This is a genomic window from Nonomuraea fastidiosa (genome assembly GCF_042751225.1).
Taxonomy (GTDB): domain Bacteria; phylum Actinomycetota; class Actinomycetes; order Streptosporangiales; family Streptosporangiaceae; genus Nonomuraea; species Nonomuraea fastidiosa.
Map to the genome: position 1 here is coordinate 334,330 of NZ_CP170570.1, position 14,553 is coordinate 348,882.

The window sequence follows — 14,553 nt, forward strand, 5'->3', positions numbered from 1 at the left end:
GCCTCCGCCATTCCGCGCTCCGAGTCGCGGCGCCCCTCAGCCGTCGCGCCCTCCGCCGCCAGGAGCGGCCTGCCACCGCGCCCCCTCCGCCGACGGGAGGTGATCCACCGCCCGCACACCCTCCGCCACCAGGAGCGGTCCACCGTCGCACACCCTCCGCCGCCAGGAGCGGTCCGCCGCCGCGCACCTGAAACGCGCCGTGCACGGCTCGCGCCATCCGGAGGCGAGCCACTGCACCTCCCCTGCCTGTGGAAGGAGGAGGTGCAGTGACGGCCCTTGACGTGAACGCGCGGATTCGCGTCAGGCGGAGGCTGTGCCACGCAGTGGAGAACTCGCTCCTGTGCTGTGCGAGGAAGGTGATGGACGGCGCTCGGCGTGGATACTCGGAAGCTGGGCGGCAGGTAGACCGGTGGCCCGGCAGGGCGGTAACTCGGCAGGGCCGGCAGCCCGGCGGCCGGTAGCCCGGCAAGGCCGGTAACCCAGCACGGCCAGCAGCCCAGCACGGCCGGTAACCCAGCACGGCCAGCAGCCCAGCACGGCCGGTAACCCAGCAAGGCTTGTGGCCCGGGAGAGCCGGTGGGCCGACCAGGGGCGGTGGCGGACCAAGGCCGAAACCAGCGCCCAGCCGGGGACCGAGACCAGCAGCCAGCCGAGGCCGAGATCAGCGGCCTGCCGAGGGCCGAGACCGATAGCCTGCCGGGGGCCGAGACCAGCGGCCAGCCGAGGGCCGAGACCGATAGCCTGCCGGGGGCCGAGACCAGCGGCCAGCCGAGGGCCGAGACCGATAGCCTGCCGGGGGCCGTGGTTTCGGGTGCGGGGACCGAAGCCGGCCTGTCATCGGCCCGAAGCGCGCCGCCCTTTCTCGCACGTTCCGAACCGTCTCATCCCCCGGTCCGTCTCACGCGTCCCGCATCGTCTCACGGGTCTCCCACCGTCTCACGCGTCCCGCGCCTTCCCACGACCACCGCACCCGCAGCACTCGTGCCATATGGGAAGTTTTGACCATAAAGCGAACTAAATGGCGGCGCTCCGTGTATAGGCGGTTTCTGTCCGGGTAGCGCCGAGGCATTGGCTCCTCGGAGGAGGAAACCGTGGACATCAACCTCGGCCAAGGCATATCGGACGCCTGGCGGTCAATAGCGACGTTCGTTCCCAAGCTGGTCGCGTTCCTGGTGATTCTCATCATCGGGTGGATCGTGGCCAAGGCTCTGGAGAAGGTCGTCGACAAGGTACTCGATCGGGTCGGTTTCGACCGGGTGGTCGAGCGCGGCGGGATGCGGCGCTGGTTTGAGCGCAGCAAGTACGACCCGAGCAGCCTGATCGCAAGGATCGTCTTCTACGCGATCCTGCTGATCACCCTGCAGATAGGCTTCAACGTCTTCGGGCCCAACCCGGTCTCGTCGTTGCTGGCGGCAGTGGTGAGCTGGCTGCCTCTCGCCATCGTGGCCATCGTGATCATCGTGGTGACGGGCGCCATCGCCAAGGCCGTCAGGGACATCCTGTCCGGCGCGCTCGGCGGCCTGTCGTACGGACGGTGGATTGCGACCGCGGCGGCGGTGTTCATCTGGGCGCTCGGCATCATCGCGGCGCTCAACCAGATCGGCGTCGCCACGGCCGTCACCACGCCGGTGCTGATCACCGTGCTGGCCACCATCGGCGCGATCGCGGCCATCGGCGTCGGTGGTGGGCTCGTCCGGCCGATGCAGCAGCGCTGGGAGCGCTGGCTGGGCCGCATCGAGGCGGAGGCTCCGCAGGCCAGGGCGCACGCGGAGGCGTACCAGCGCGGGCGGGAGGACGCTCGCGCGATGAGCGGCGAGGAGACCGAGCCGATGCGCACCACGCCGCGCGGCGGCGGCGCCACCCGCTCGGACATGCCGCCCGGCTGACCCGGCGCACGCCGGCGCTCCAGCGCCCTCGGCGTCTCCGGTGCCCTCGGCGTCTCCGGCGCTTCCGGCGCCTCAGGGCGTCTTCGCGCAGCCTCGCCGGCGGCGCCACCGGCACGAGCCCCGGGCGATCCGCTTGGGGCACGTGCCGCGCCGGGGATCAGGCCGGGTGGCCGTCCTCCAGGAGGCCCAGCTCGCGGGTCAGCCAGCACACCGCGGTCAGCCGCAGGGACGCCGCGTCGGGCTCGCCGGTGTAGGTCCAGCCGCGGTGGCGAAGCTCGTCGAGGAAGCCGAGCAGGTAGTCGCCCAGCGTCTCCCGGTCGAGCGGGATGGCGTCGCGCAGTGCCGCGGCGTGCTGGTCGATCGCGGCGACCAGTCCGGGGTCACTGCCCATGCGGGCGAGCTGGGCTTCGCCCAGGGTGTCCATCAGCCAGCGCAGGGGCGAAACCGCCCATCCATCCTCGAAGACCACCCGCACACTTTAAAGCATTGTTCAAGGTCAGCCCCCTGAAGGGCCAGCTGGTCGCCGCTGCCGGCGAGCGTCACAGTGGCGGCCTCCAAGGGAGGGACGGAAGGAGGTCAGCCCCCTGAAGGGCCAGCTGGTCGCCGCCGTCGGCGAGCGTCACAGTGGCGGCCTCCAAGAGTGGGACGGAAGGAGGTCAGCCCCCTGAAGGGCCGGCGCGACGCTGTGCGGGTCGCTCTCCGGAGGCGTCGTGACGGGGGTCTTCGGGGATAGGACGAAGCGGTCAGCCCGCCCGAGGTGACCGCCTCCTAGAACGGCAGCCCGACGTAGTTCTCGGCGAGCGTCGTCGCGGCGGCCTCCGACGAGGTGACGTAGTCCAGGTACGACAGCTGCAGCCGCCGTGCGTACGCGTCGTCCTCGTCGAAGGTGTGCAGCAGCGTCGTCATCCAGTACGAGAAGTGCTGCGCCCGCCACACCCGCTTGAGGCAGGTCTGCGAGTACGCGTCGAGCAGCTCGGTCGTGCCGTCCTTGAAGTACGCGGTGAGCGCCTCGGTGAGCACCCGCACGTCGGCCACGGCCAGGTTGAGCCCCTTGGCGCCGGTGGGCGGGACGATGTGGGCGGCGTCGCCGGCCAGGTAGAGGCGGCCGTACTGCATGGGCTCGGCCACGAAGGAGCGCATGGGCGTGACGCCGCGTTCCAGGATCTCGCCGGTGGCCAGCTCGAAGCCGGGCACGGTCTCCAGGCGGGCCTTCAGCTCGCCCCAGATGCGCTCGTCCGGCCAGTCGTCGAGCCGCGCGTCCGGCGGCACCTGGAGGTAGAAGCGGCTGATGGCGGGCGTACGCATGCTGTGCAGGGCGAAGCCGCGCTCGTTCCTGGCGTAGATGAGCTCCTCGGAGGAGGGCGCGACGCGGGCGAGGATGCCGAGCCAGGCGAAGGGGTAGTTACGCTCGTAGATCGTCAGCACGCCTTCGGGGATGGACGGCCTGGACACGCCGTGGAAGCCGTCACAGCCGGCGATGATGTCGCAGTCGAGCCGCTCGCCCCCGAAGGTCAGGTACGGCCGCTCCGAATCCACGTCGTGCACCGCGACGTCCTCGACCTCGAAGCGCAGGTCACCGCCGGCGGCGAGGCGGGCGGCGATGAGGTCCTTGACGACCTCCTGCTGCCCGTAGACGGTGATGGACCTGCCGGGCACCAGCTTCTCGAAGGCGATGCGGTGGCCCGCGCCGCCGTACCTCAGCTCGATGCCGTGGTGCGGCAGGCCCTCGCGCAGCATCCGCTCGCCGACGCCGGCCTCGACCAGCGTGTCCACCGTGCCCTGTTCGAGCACGCCGGCCCGCACCCGGCGCTCGACGTACTCGCGGCTGCGCTTCTCCAGCACCACGGAGGAGATGCCGCGCAGGTGAAGCAGATGAGACAGCAGCAGTCCAGCAGGACCTGCACCGATGATCCCGACCTGAGTTCGCATGAGGGAAAGCATGGTGGTTCGAGGTGATCTATCCGAGAGGCCCCTTCCACTGAGCGGAAACGCGGTGCAGGATCGTGAACATGTCAGGCGGTTCCCGCGAGGCTGGGCGCTCGGTGACGTCCAAGGTCCTGGCCATACTCGGCGCGTTCGACGCGGCGCATCCCCAGCTCACGCTGACCGAGCTGGCCCGGCGCAGCGGGCTGCCGCTGAGCACCGCGCACCGGCTGGTCGGCGAGCTGGAGGCGTGGCGGGCGCTGGGGCGCGGGCCGGACGGCCGGCTGCGGGTGGGGCCGCGGCTGTGGGAGCTGGGCCAGCTCGCGCCGAACCGGCTGCAGGAGCTGGCGCATCCGTGGCTGCAGGAGCTGTTCGCCTCGACGGGCGAGAACGTGCACCTCGCAGTCAGGGACGGCCTCGAGGTCCTGTACGTGGACAAGGTGTACGGCAGGCGGGCGGTGCCCATCGTGTCGCGGATCGGCGGCCGGCTGCCGATGCACCCGACGGGCGTGGGCAAGGCGCTGCTGGCGTACGAACCCGACTGGTTCGTCAAGTCCTACCTGGCGCGCAAGCTCGAACGCCCCACCCCGCACACGATCATCGAGCCCGGCCGGCTGGCCAGGGAGCTGACGGCGGTGCGGGCCCAGGGGTACGCGCTGACGTACGAGGAGATGACGCTCGGCTCCTGCTCGGCGGCGACCCCGGTGCTGGTGGACGGGCGCGCGGTGGCGGCGCTCGGCATCGTGCTGTCCTCGCGGCGGGCCCGCGAGCTGCCCCGGTTGGTGGAGCCGCTGCGGGCCGCCGCCGCCGGGATCGCCCGTGCGCTGTCATGAGACGGGTTCAGAGCTTCTGGATGCGGTCCCTGAACAGGGTGGTCGCGATGGCCGACCGGTGCGGCTGCCCCTTGAGGAACGCCTGCGCGAAGCTCTTGGCCTGGTCGTAGGAGACCTTGCCGGGCATGGGCGGCTCGTTCGGGTTGACGTCCACGTCCACCAGGGCCGGGCCGTCGTGCGCGAGCGCCTGGCCGACGGCGTGGGCGACGTCCTCCGATTTGGACACCTTCGCGCCGAACCCGCCGCACGACCTGGCCCAGGCCGAGAAGTCCGCCTCGGGCTCGGCGTAGCGCACGCCGTGCTCGGGGAAGCCGAGCACCATCTGCTCCCACAGGATCTGGCCGAGCGCGTTGTTGTTGTTGATGATCACCTTGACCGGCAGCCGCTGCTGCACGGCGGTGAGGAACTCGGCCATCAGCATGGAGAAGCCGCCGTCGCCGACGTAGGCGATGACCTGCCGGCCGGGGAAGGCGTGCTGCATGGCGATGGCGTACGGCAGGCCGTTCGCCATCGAGGCGAGCGTGCCCGACAGGTAGAACTCGCGCTCGCCGCGGATCGTCCAGTGGCGCGCCGCCCAGGTGGCGACGGTGCCGCTGTCGCAGGTCAGGATCGCGTCGTCGGTGGCCAGCTGGTCCAGGATGGACATGACGTACTGCGGGGCGATGGGCTCGCGGTCGGGGTTCTCCAGCGCCTCCATGTCGGCGCGCCACTTCGCCATCATCTTCTGGTACTTCGCCAGGTGGCCGCGGTCCTTGCGGGCCAGCAGCGGCAGCAGCGCCCGCAGCCCCTCCTTGGCGTCGCACACGACCGGCACGTCGGTCGCGATGCGCGCGCCCGCCCTGGTCGGGTCGGCCTCGAACTGCACCACCCGGGCGTCGCGCGTCTCGGGCAGGAACTTCGAGTACGGGAAGTTCGTGCCGACCATGAACAGCACGTCGGCGTCGTCCATCAGCTCCTCGCTCGGCCGGGTGCCGAGCAGTCCGAGCCCGCCCGTCGTGTACGGCGAGTCGTCCGGCACGACCGCCTTGCCGGGCAGCGTCTTGACGATCGGCGCGCCCAGCGCCTCGGCCACCTCCAGCACCTCCTGGCGGGCGTGCAGCGCGCCCTGCCCGACCAGCATGGCGGGGCGTTCCGCCCGGTTGAGCACCTCGGCCGCCCACTCCAGGTCCTCTTTCCTGGGCAGGCCGGACGGCTGGAGGTAGACGGGCGCGGTCTCGGGTGCGCGGGCGGGTGCGACGTTCCGGTACGGGTCCCAGCCCTCCTCCGCCACCTGGATGTCGTTGGGCAGCGCCAGGTGGGCGACGCCGCGCCGCGCGTAGGCGGTCCTGACGGCGAGGTCGACCAGCGACGGGAGCTGCACCGGGTTGGTGATCATCATGTTGTACTCGGCCACGTCGGCGAACAGCTTGTCCAGGTGGACCTCCTGCTGGTAGCCGGTGCCGAGCACGGAGGTCTCCTGCATGCCGGTGATGGCCAGCACGGGGTGGTGGTCGAGCTTGGCGTCGTACAGGCCGTTGAGCAGGTGGATGGCGCCGGGGCCCGAGGTGGCCAGGCAGACGCCGATGCGGCCGGTGGCCTTGGCGTAGCCGGTGGCCATGAAGGCGGCGGCCTCCTCGTGGTGGACGAGGACGAAACGGATCCGGTCACGGTGGCGGCGCAGGGCCTCCATGACGCCGTTGATGCCGTCACCCGGAAGCCCGAAGACGGTGTCGACTCCCCATGCGGCGAGGCGTTCGACCAGCGATTCCGATGCGATACGAGCCATGGGACGCGCCCTACCCCGCCCGGAGGACGACATACGCACTGATCTACGGACATTTCTCCATGTGGGCGGGTAGGGGGCCGTCATGCGCATACTGGTCACGGGAGCCACCGGCACACTCGGCGGGGCGCTGGTACCCGCCCTGCTCAAGGCGGGGCACGAGGTGCGCGCGCTGAGCCGGGCCAAGCGGGAGGATCGCGGCAGCGTCGAGTGGATCTGGGGCGATCTGATCTCCGGCAACGGGGTCGAGGAGGCCGTCGAGGGGGTGGACGCGATCGCCCACCTCGCCACCAGCGGCCGCAAGGGGCGCGGCGCGGTGGACGTGCCCGGCACCAGGGCGCTGCTGATCCTGGCGCGCGCGGCGGGGGTGCCGCACGTGCTGTTCACCTCGATGGTCGGCGCCGACAAGGCCGCGTACGGGCACCTCCGGCACAAGCTGGAGGCCGAGCGGCTGGTCATGGAGAGCGGCCTGGGCTGGACGATCCTCCGCACGACCCCGTTCCACCAGTGGCTGCACCGCAGGCTGAGCGACCTGTCGTCGCTGCCGGTGCTGCCCGTGGACCGCTCGCTGCCCTGGCAGCCGGTGCACACCGGCGAGGTCGCCACGCGGGCCGCCGCACTGCTCAGCGCCTCGCCGGCCGAGCGGGAGATCGAGTTCGGCGGGCCGCAGGTGATCGACACCGAGGAGCTGGTCACGGTGTGGCTGCGGTCCTCGGGACTGCGCCGGCCGTGCGTTCCCGTACGGTATCCGGGCCGTCTGTACGCCGCCCAGCGAGCAGGCGCGCTGCTCACGGATGCCGAGCCCAAGGGCGAGATCGGCTGGCGCGACTACCTGCTCCCGCCCGAACCGATGCTGTCCGACGACTTCGCCACCGAGCACACCGCCTCGCCCACGAGCCCGGCGAACCAGCCTGAGCATGACCCCGACCTGCGCGTTTACGGGGGCGACGAGGGTTACGAGCGTCAGACACGCAGCTAGTGGTTTGTCCTGTTTCATTACACTTCGCCGACTTGTTGGTCTGGCGAGTGGTACTGGACAATGTGTCCGGTGATGAGAGGCATCCCGCTGACCAGAGACTTCGCCAACGGCGGCGTCTCCTTCTGGTACCGGCAGATCGGCCTGCCCGCACGGCGGCCCGCGCTGCCCGGCCCCCGTGACTACGACGTCGCCATCGTCGGCGGCGGCTACACCGGCCTGTGGACCGCGTACTACCTCAAGAAGGCCGACCCCGGCCTGCGCATCGCGATCCTGGAGAAGGAGTTCGCCGGGTTCGGCGCATCCGGGCGCAACGGCGGATGGCTGTCGGCCGAGTTCGCCGGCTCCCGCAAGCGCCACGCCAAGGCGCGCGGCAAGCAGGCCATGATCGATCTGCAGCGGGCCATGTTCGCCTCCGTGGACGAGGTCATCGACGTCACCCGCGCCGAAGGCATCGACGCCGACGTGCACAAGGGCGGGCTGATCCACGTCGCCACCAACCCGGCGCAGCGGCGGCGGCTGCGCGCCGAGGTCGCCGACCTGCGCCGCTGGGGCTACGGCGAGGCCGACATGCGCATCATGGAACGTGCCGAGCAGCGCGAGCGCGTCCAGGTGGCGGGGGCGATCGAGGCCGCGTACTCGCCGCACTGCGCCCGCATCCAGCCCGCCAAGCTCGCCGTCGGGCTCGCCGCCGTCGTGGCCGGGCTCGGCGTGGACATCTACGAGGACACCACCGTCACCGAGATCCGCCCCAGGAACGGCGGCGGCAAGGCGACCGCGCTCACCACCCGGGGCGACGTCACCGCCGAGTACGTCATCCGCGCCACCGAGGGCTTCACCGCCAGCCTCCACGGCCAGCACCGCCAGTGGCTGCCGATGAACAGCTCGATGATCGTCACCGATCCGCTGCCGCCCGACGTGTGGAAGCACATCGGCTGGCAGGGCAGCGAACTGCTGGAGGACGAGGCCCACGCCTACGTCTACGCCCAGCGCACCGCCGACGACCGGATCGCGATCGGCGGGCGGGGCGTGCCGTACCGGTTCGGCTCGCGTACCGACCGGCGCGGCGTCACCCAATCGCAGACCGTCGCGCTGCTGTGGCGGATGCTGGTCAAGCTCTTCCCCGCCGCCGTGGACGTGCCGGTGGCGCACGCCTGGTGCGGAGTGCTCGGCGTGCCCCGCGACTGGTGCTCGACCGTGCACCTCGACCACGCCAGCGGGCTCGGCTGGGCCTGCGGCTACGTCGGCAGCGGCGTCACCACCACCAACCTGGCCGGGCGTACCCTGCGCGACCTGGTGCTGCGCCGCGACACGCCGCTGACGCGGCTGCCGTGGGTGGGCCGCCAGGTGCGGCAGTGGGAGCCCGAGCCGCTGCGCTGGATCGGCGTGCAGCTCATCTACGCGCTGTTCCGGGCCGCCGACCGGCACGAGAACGAGCGCGGCACCCGGACCTCGCCCTACGCCCACCTGGCGAACTTCATCGCCGGCCGCTGAACGCGCGGGCACGACCCGGGTCCGCCGGTCGGCCGGAGGCCGCCGGTCCGCCTGGCCTGGAAGCCTCCGAAGCCGCAGACACCCGCAGGCCGACCGGAGGCCGGCTTGCCGGCCTCCGGACCCGCTCCGGTCAGTCCGAGGCGCCGCGCCAGGGGTCGTAGTCGACCTCGAGCGGCTCCTGCGGGGGCCGCTCGCCTTCGGGCACGTGCTGCAGGTTGACCCGGATGCGGTACCAGACGCTGCTGCGCCCCCGCATGCCGTCCACCAGCACATCGGCGGGCTCCAGGTGGGCCGCGGCCTTCGGATGGCGGGCCTTCCACCGTTCGAACCCGGCCATCGCCTCGTCCTTGTGCTCGGCCCTGGCGATCTCGATCAGCGGCTTGGTCTGCCGCCTGCGCCCGGTGCCCTTGGGCGGCTTGGGCGGCGGGCCCAGCTCCTCGGCCAGCGCGAGCAGGCCGTCGAGTGAGCCGGGGTGAAGGTCCATGTCCTCCCAGGGGTCGCCGCGCTCGGCCAGCCGCGCCGGCACGGTGTCGATCGTGTACGCCTCAGGACGGCAGCCCGGCACCTCGTCCCACGTCAGCGGCGTGGAGACCCGGGCGTCCTCGACCGCCCGCACCGAGTAGGCGGAGGCCACCGTGCGGTCGTAGGCGTTCTGGTTGAAATCGACGAACACCCCGTGGCGCTCCTCCTTCCACCACCGGCTGGTCGCCAGGCCGGGCGCGCGCCGCTCCACCTCGCGGGCCACCGTCTCGGCCGCCTTGCGCACCTGCGAGAACGGCCACCGCCGCTCGATGCGGGCGTACACGTGGAAGCCTCGCGAACCCGACGTCTTGGGCCAGGCCACCAGCCCGTGGTCGGCCAGCACCTCCCGCGCCACCTGCGCCGTGGCCAGCACGTCGGCCCACGCGACGCCCGGCACGGGGTCGAGGTCGATGCGCAGCTCGTCGGGCCTGGACAGGTCGTCGGAGCGTACGGGATGGGGGTTGAGATCGACGCAGCCCAGGTTGACCACCCACAGGAGCTGCGCGAGGTCGGTGCAGACCACCTCCTCGGCGCTCAGCCCCGAGCGGTACTTCAGCTCCGCCACCTCGATCCAGTCGGGCCGCTTGGCCGGGGCCCGCTTCTGGAAGAACGCCTCCTGCTCGATGCCGTGCACGAAGCGCTTGAGCACCATCGGCCGCCCGTGGACGCCCCGCAGCGCCGCCTCGCCCACCGCCTGGTAGTAGCGGACCAGGTCGAGCTTGGTGTGCCCGGTCCGCGGAAAGACCACCTTGTCGGGGTTGGTGATGCGGACCGCACGCCCGGCGACCTCGATGTCAGGCATACGGTCACCATACGCGCGCCCACCGACAACCCCCGGGAAGGCGACACGGGCTCCTAAGCGGGGAAGGCGCCGTGGCGGCCGGCGCCCGCCGCGAAGCGGGCCGCGCCTTCGGAGGCGTCCGGCAGCGACATCAGGCCGTGGCGCAGCTCGTTCCGCATCGCCTCCTCCTCCGTCAGCCCCTCCTGCTCCAGCACCGACATCCGGTCGCCGCGCAGGCACGCCTGCGGGAACCGGGCGATCTCCGCGGCCAGCTCCTCGGCGTGGCGCCGCGCGGTGCCGGTGGGGACGAGCCGGTTCGCCAGCCCGATCTCGTACGCCTCCCGCCCGCCGACCGGCCGTCCGGTGAGGATCATGTCCATGGCTCTCGAGGTGCCGATGAGCCGCGGCAGCCGTACGGTGCCGCCGTCGATGAGCGGCACGCCCCACCGGCGGCAGAACACCCCGAACACCGCGTCCTCCTCGGCGACCCGCAGGTCGCACCAGAGCGCGAGCTCCAGCCCGCCCGCGACGGCGTGCCCGGCGACGGCCGCGATGACCGGCTTGCCGAGCCGCATCCTGGTCGGCCCCATCGGCCCGTCGCCCTGCTCGGCGACGCGGTTGTCGAGCGCCTTGAGGTCGGCTCCCGCGCAGAACGTGCCGCCCTCGCCCCACAGCACCGCCACGCTGGCGTCACTGGCCTCGAACTCGCGGAACGCGTCGGCCAGCGCGTCGGCGGTCTTGCGATCGACGGCGTTGCGCGCCTCCGGCCTGCTGATCACCACGGTGGTCACCGGCCCCTGGCGCTCCACGCGTACGGTCATGTGACCCTCCTCGGGGATACGTGCCTCGGAGAACGTGCCGAGCGTACGCCCTCACCCCTCTCCCGCCCAGCGCCCACTTCGAAGCGATTTTTCAGCCGAAAGCCGTAAATAGCCTCCAGACTTCCGTTTGGTTTAGAAGAAAGAGCCTGCGAGATAACGCGAAAGGCCATCACTTTGCCGTTCCTTGGTGCAATGATGTGCGCCATGCCGTCAGCGAACCATGACGCTCTCGTCAAATTGATGACCGAACGGCCGTCCCTGGCAGTGGAGTTGCTGAGCAACCTCAAGGGCGTGCGCTTGCCGGAGACTCCACTCGTCCGCGTAGAGAATCCATCCTTCAGCACTCGTCGCTCTGAGGACATAACGGCCGATCTGGTGCTCATCATGGGCGGGCCCGAACACGCCTTTCACGCCGTCATCGTGGAGGCCCAATTCGATCGCTCTAAAGAGCCCAGGCAGCTGGCCCGCTACGCCGCCGCGCTGTGGCTCATGCAGCGATGCGACGTCACGGTCCTCGTCATCTGCCCGAATCGGAAAGATGCGGCATATTACGCTACTCCTATCGAATCCGGCCTCACCGGCTATCGTCTGCAGGCCCAGGTTCTCGGACCTGACGACATACCGCCCATAATCGACCCAAAACTGGCAGCTGAGCACCTCGAACTCGCGGCCCTGTCTGTCATGATGCACGGCCGAAACCGCAAGGTCGTGGAGACATTCACCGCAGCCATCCGCGACAGCAAAGACGAGGACAGGCCGAAGTACTATGAGTACGCCTACAACATGTCCGCGCCTGAGACTCGGCAACTCATGGAGGAGATTCTCATGTCATCCACTTATTGGCCGGTCTACAGCCCCTTCGCGAAAGAGCACTTCGGACGCGGAAAAGCGGAGGGCAAGGCCGAGGGGAAGGCCGAAGGGAAGGCCGAGGGCCTGGCGAAGGGCATTCTGACCACTCTGGCCTTCCGAGGGCTGGAAGTCACAGACGACGTCCGCGCCCGCATCTCCTCCTGCACGGACCTGGCCCAGCTCGAAGCCTGGCTGAACCGTTCCTACACCACCCCCACCGTCGAAGCGCTGTTCGGCGAAGACGGCGAGACGGCGGGCTCAGAGGGTGACCGAGCCTGCTAGGAGGGTGTCGAAGGGGTCGGTGGCGGGGCGGTCGAGGCCGCGGAGTGGGCCGGGGTCGGTGAGGTGGGTTTCGGCGTAGAGGCGGGCGACGAGGGCCTTGCGGTCGTCGTCGATGCCCCACGTCGCCTGGTTCTCCAGCAGCGCGGCGGCGTACACGTCGGCCATGAACTGCGCCAGCGGGTAGAGGCGGGCCTCGGCGGTGGCGCGGTCGAGCCCCGACCAGACCTCGATGGCCTTGGCGAGGTCCTCCACACGCGCCTGGACGAGGTCTGAGGTGGCGAGCGTGCGCAGGTGGGCGAGGAAGGGCAGGTGGGCCTGCTCCTTCTCCATGGCGCGCCGTACGTCGAGGCAGAGGATGTTGTCGCCGCCCTCCCAGATGGGGTTGACCTGGGCGTCGCGCAGGAGCCTGGCGACGGGCCACTGTTCGATGTAGCCGTTGCCGCCGTGCACCTCGATCGCGTCACTGGCGGCGGTGACGCCGAGGCGGGAGGCGCGCAGCTTGATGAGGGCGGGCGCGAGCCGCAGCCGGGGCCCCACGTGCCCGTCGAAGACCATGGCCTGCGCGGCCTCGACCTCGACGATCAGCTTGCTGAGCTTGCGGCGCATCAGCGGCTGCTCGATGAGGGGCCTGCCGAACGCCTCGCGGGCGGAGGCGTAGCAGACCGACTCGACGAGCGCGCGCCTGGCCACGCCGACGCCCATCATGGCGACGCCGAGCCGCGAGGTGTTGGTGAGCTTCATCATGGTGCCGAGCCCGGAGCCGCCGCCCGCGGGGTCGGCGAGCAGGAAGGCCTCGGCGCCGGTGAGCTCGACCTCGGCGGACGCCACCGATCTGGTGCCGAGCTTGTCCTTGAGCCGCCGGATGCGTACGCCGTTGCGGCTGCCGTCCCGCCGCTCCCACAGCACCAGGAACGGCGCGACCGCCCCCTCGGGCAGCCGGGCGAGCACGACGAAGGCCGAGCCGCCCGCGTTGGAGGCGAACCACTTGAGGCCGTCCAGCAGCCACGCGTCGCCGGCGGGCGTGGCGGTGGTCTCCAGCGCGGCGAGGTCGGAGCCGCCGGTCCGCTCGGTGAACATCTGGGCGGCCTCGCCGGAGTAGTAGCCGTTGGCGAAGATCTCCCTGACCCGGTCGCGTACGTCCGGGGGCGCGTGCTTCTCGGCGAGCGAGACCACCATGTCGCCGCCAGTGCCGAGCGCGCAGCCCATGCCGATGTCGGCCTGGTCGAGCAGGTACGTCCAGGCGGCGGCCAGCGCGGCCGGGTCGGCCCCGTTCGCACGGGCCTGTTCGGCGAAGGCGGGCGAGGTGAAGTTGTCGGCCATGAGCGCGTCGCGGGCGGCGTGGAAGGACGGCGGCATGACGACCTCGCTGACGTCCCTGCCCCACTTGTCGTACTTCTCCAGCCGCGGCGGGTTGCGGTCGGTCTCCTCGGCGCAGCGCGCGATGAGGCCGCCCATCAGCTCGCCGAGCCGGTCGAGGTGCGGCTCGGCCCAGGCGTAGCCGTCGCCGAGCAGGCGGCGCATGAGCAGGCGGAGCGTGGGGTCGCAGCGCCACCAGTTGCGGCCCTGCGCGCCCTGGTAGCGCTCGGTGGCGTAGCGGTCGCTGTGGTCGTACGGCTCGACGAGATACCGGCTCATATTCGCGGATGTTACATATACTCGACACGCGATGGAAGAGCGTAATCGAACGCTGAGCGCCCGATCGGCGGTGCTGAGCGCGCTGCTGGGCAGCCACCCGCCCCGCCTGCCCGCCCGGGACCTGGTGCGCATCGGGGCGCTGTTCGGCATCGCCGAGGGCACGGTGCGAGTGGCGCTGTCGCGCATGGTCGCGGCGGGCGACCTGGTGCAGTCAGGCGGCATGTACGCGCTGTCGCAGCGCCTGGTCGAGCGCCAGGCCAGGCAGGATGAGAGCCGCGACCCCCATGTCAAGCCGTGGGACGGCACGTGGGAGGTGGTCGTGGTGACCGCCGAGCGGCGCGCGCCCGCGGACCGGGCCGCGTTCCGGCACACCATGACCGCGCTGCGCCTGGCGGAGCTGCGCGAGGGCACCTGGATGCGCCCGGCGAACCTGGTGCGGGTCTGGCCGGAGATCGTCACCGCGCAGTGCACGCTCATCGACGGCCGCCCGCACGACGATCCCACTCCCCTGCTGTGGGACCTGAACGGCTGGGCGGCGGAGGCGGTGCGGCTCGAACGCGCGCTGGACCGGGTGCTGGAGACCGGTCTCGGCGGGGCGCGCGAGACGGGCGGGCTGGCCGAGGGCTTCCTCGTCTCGGCCGCGGTGCTGCGCCACCTGCTCGCCGACCCGCTGCTGCCCGGTGAGCTGCTGCCGGACGGCTGGCCCGGGGCCCGGCTGCGGGAACGCTACGACGACTTCGACCGCCGCTACCGGGAGGTGCTGCAGGAGCACCTGCGCAGCTAGGTAAC

General features: G+C 71.2%; 12 protein-coding genes. 6 read left to right on the top strand and 6 right to left on the bottom strand.

What is annotated here, in order from left to right; translation table 11 throughout:
* Positions 1 to 1,091: 1,091 nt before the first annotated feature.
* Entirely contained in the window at positions 1,092 to 1,886 is a 795-nt protein-coding gene (locus tag ACFMQL_RS01515) for a hypothetical protein (RefSeq protein ID WP_378784256.1), read from the top strand.
* A gap of 157 nt (positions 1,887 to 2,043) precedes the next feature.
* Here ACFMQL_RS01515 and ACFMQL_RS01520 read toward each other — a convergent pair whose 3' ends face one another.
* Positions 2,044 to 2,355, bottom strand: a complete 312-nt coding sequence (locus ACFMQL_RS01520; protein ID WP_364066503.1) for a DUF6401 family natural product biosynthesis protein — start codon at positions 2,353 to 2,355, stop codon at positions 2,044 to 2,046.
* A gap of 299 nt (positions 2,356 to 2,654) precedes the next feature.
* Complete coding sequence (pobA, locus tag ACFMQL_RS01525; RefSeq protein ID WP_364066505.1) at positions 2,655 to 3,815, bottom strand: 4-hydroxybenzoate 3-monooxygenase; 1,161 nt, start codon at positions 3,813 to 3,815, stop codon at positions 2,655 to 2,657.
* A gap of 80 nt (positions 3,816 to 3,895) precedes the next feature.
* Between pobA and ACFMQL_RS01530 the strand changes: the two genes are divergently transcribed.
* Complete coding sequence (locus ACFMQL_RS01530; protein WP_378784258.1) at positions 3,896 to 4,642, top strand: IclR family transcriptional regulator; 747 nt, start codon at positions 3,896 to 3,898, stop codon at positions 4,640 to 4,642.
* Positions 4,643 to 4,649: 7 nt separating this feature from the next.
* Here the strand turns inward: ACFMQL_RS01530 and ACFMQL_RS01535 are convergent, their stop codons facing one another.
* Positions 4,650 to 6,407 carry a thiamine pyrophosphate-dependent enzyme gene (locus tag ACFMQL_RS01535; RefSeq protein WP_378784260.1) on the bottom strand — a complete coding sequence of 586 codons (1,758 nt, stop codon included), beginning with the start codon at positions 6,405 to 6,407 and terminating at the stop codon, positions 4,650 to 4,652.
* Positions 6,408 to 6,489: 82 nt separating this feature from the next.
* Between ACFMQL_RS01535 and ACFMQL_RS01540 the strand changes: the two genes are divergently transcribed.
* Both ACFMQL_RS01540 and ACFMQL_RS01545 read left to right on the top strand, forming a co-directional pair.
* A complete protein-coding gene (locus ACFMQL_RS01540; protein ID WP_364066514.1) occupies positions 6,490 to 7,383 on the top strand; it encodes an NAD(P)H-binding protein in 894 nt (297 codons plus the stop codon).
* Between the two features lie 72 nt (positions 7,384 to 7,455).
* The gene (locus ACFMQL_RS01545; RefSeq protein WP_378784262.1) at positions 7,456 to 8,874 is read left to right on the top strand and encodes an NAD(P)/FAD-dependent oxidoreductase; all 1,419 of its coding nucleotides are present in this window, start codon (positions 7,456 to 7,458) and stop codon (positions 8,872 to 8,874) included.
* Positions 8,875 to 9,004: 130 nt separating this feature from the next.
* On the opposite strand, the gene ligD is transcribed toward ACFMQL_RS01545, so the two are convergent.
* Both ligD and ACFMQL_RS01555 read right to left on the bottom strand, forming a co-directional pair.
* Positions 9,005 to 10,198: a non-homologous end-joining DNA ligase gene (ligD, locus tag ACFMQL_RS01550; RefSeq protein ID WP_364066520.1), complete on the bottom strand. Its 1,194-nt coding sequence runs from the start codon at positions 10,196 to 10,198 to the stop codon at positions 9,005 to 9,007.
* A 53-nt stretch (positions 10,199 to 10,251) separates the two neighbouring features.
* On the bottom strand, positions 10,252 to 10,998 hold the full coding sequence (locus ACFMQL_RS01555) for a crotonase/enoyl-CoA hydratase family protein (RefSeq protein WP_378784264.1): 747 nt from the start codon (positions 10,996 to 10,998) through the stop codon (positions 10,252 to 10,254).
* A gap of 240 nt (positions 10,999 to 11,238) precedes the next feature.
* On the opposite strand from ACFMQL_RS01555, the gene ACFMQL_RS01560 reads away from it, so the two are divergent.
* Positions 11,239 to 12,129 carry a hypothetical protein gene (locus ACFMQL_RS01560; protein ID WP_378784265.1) on the top strand — a complete coding sequence of 297 codons (891 nt, stop codon included), beginning with the start codon at positions 11,239 to 11,241 and terminating at the stop codon, positions 12,127 to 12,129.
* Here ACFMQL_RS01560 and ACFMQL_RS01565 read toward each other — a convergent pair.
* Positions 12,106 to 13,764: an acyl-CoA dehydrogenase family protein gene (locus ACFMQL_RS01565; RefSeq protein WP_364066529.1), complete on the bottom strand. Its 1,659-nt coding sequence runs from the start codon at positions 13,762 to 13,764 to the stop codon at positions 12,106 to 12,108. The genes ACFMQL_RS01560 and ACFMQL_RS01565 overlap by 24 nt on opposite strands.
* A 31-nt stretch (positions 13,765 to 13,795) precedes the next feature.
* Here ACFMQL_RS01565 and ACFMQL_RS01570 point away from each other — a divergent pair, with 31 nt between their 5' ends.
* Positions 13,796 to 14,548 carry a PaaX family transcriptional regulator C-terminal domain-containing protein gene (locus tag ACFMQL_RS01570; RefSeq protein WP_378784266.1) on the top strand — a complete coding sequence of 251 codons (753 nt, stop codon included), beginning with the start codon at positions 13,796 to 13,798 and terminating at the stop codon, positions 14,546 to 14,548.
* Positions 14,549 to 14,553: the final 5 nt, after the last annotated feature.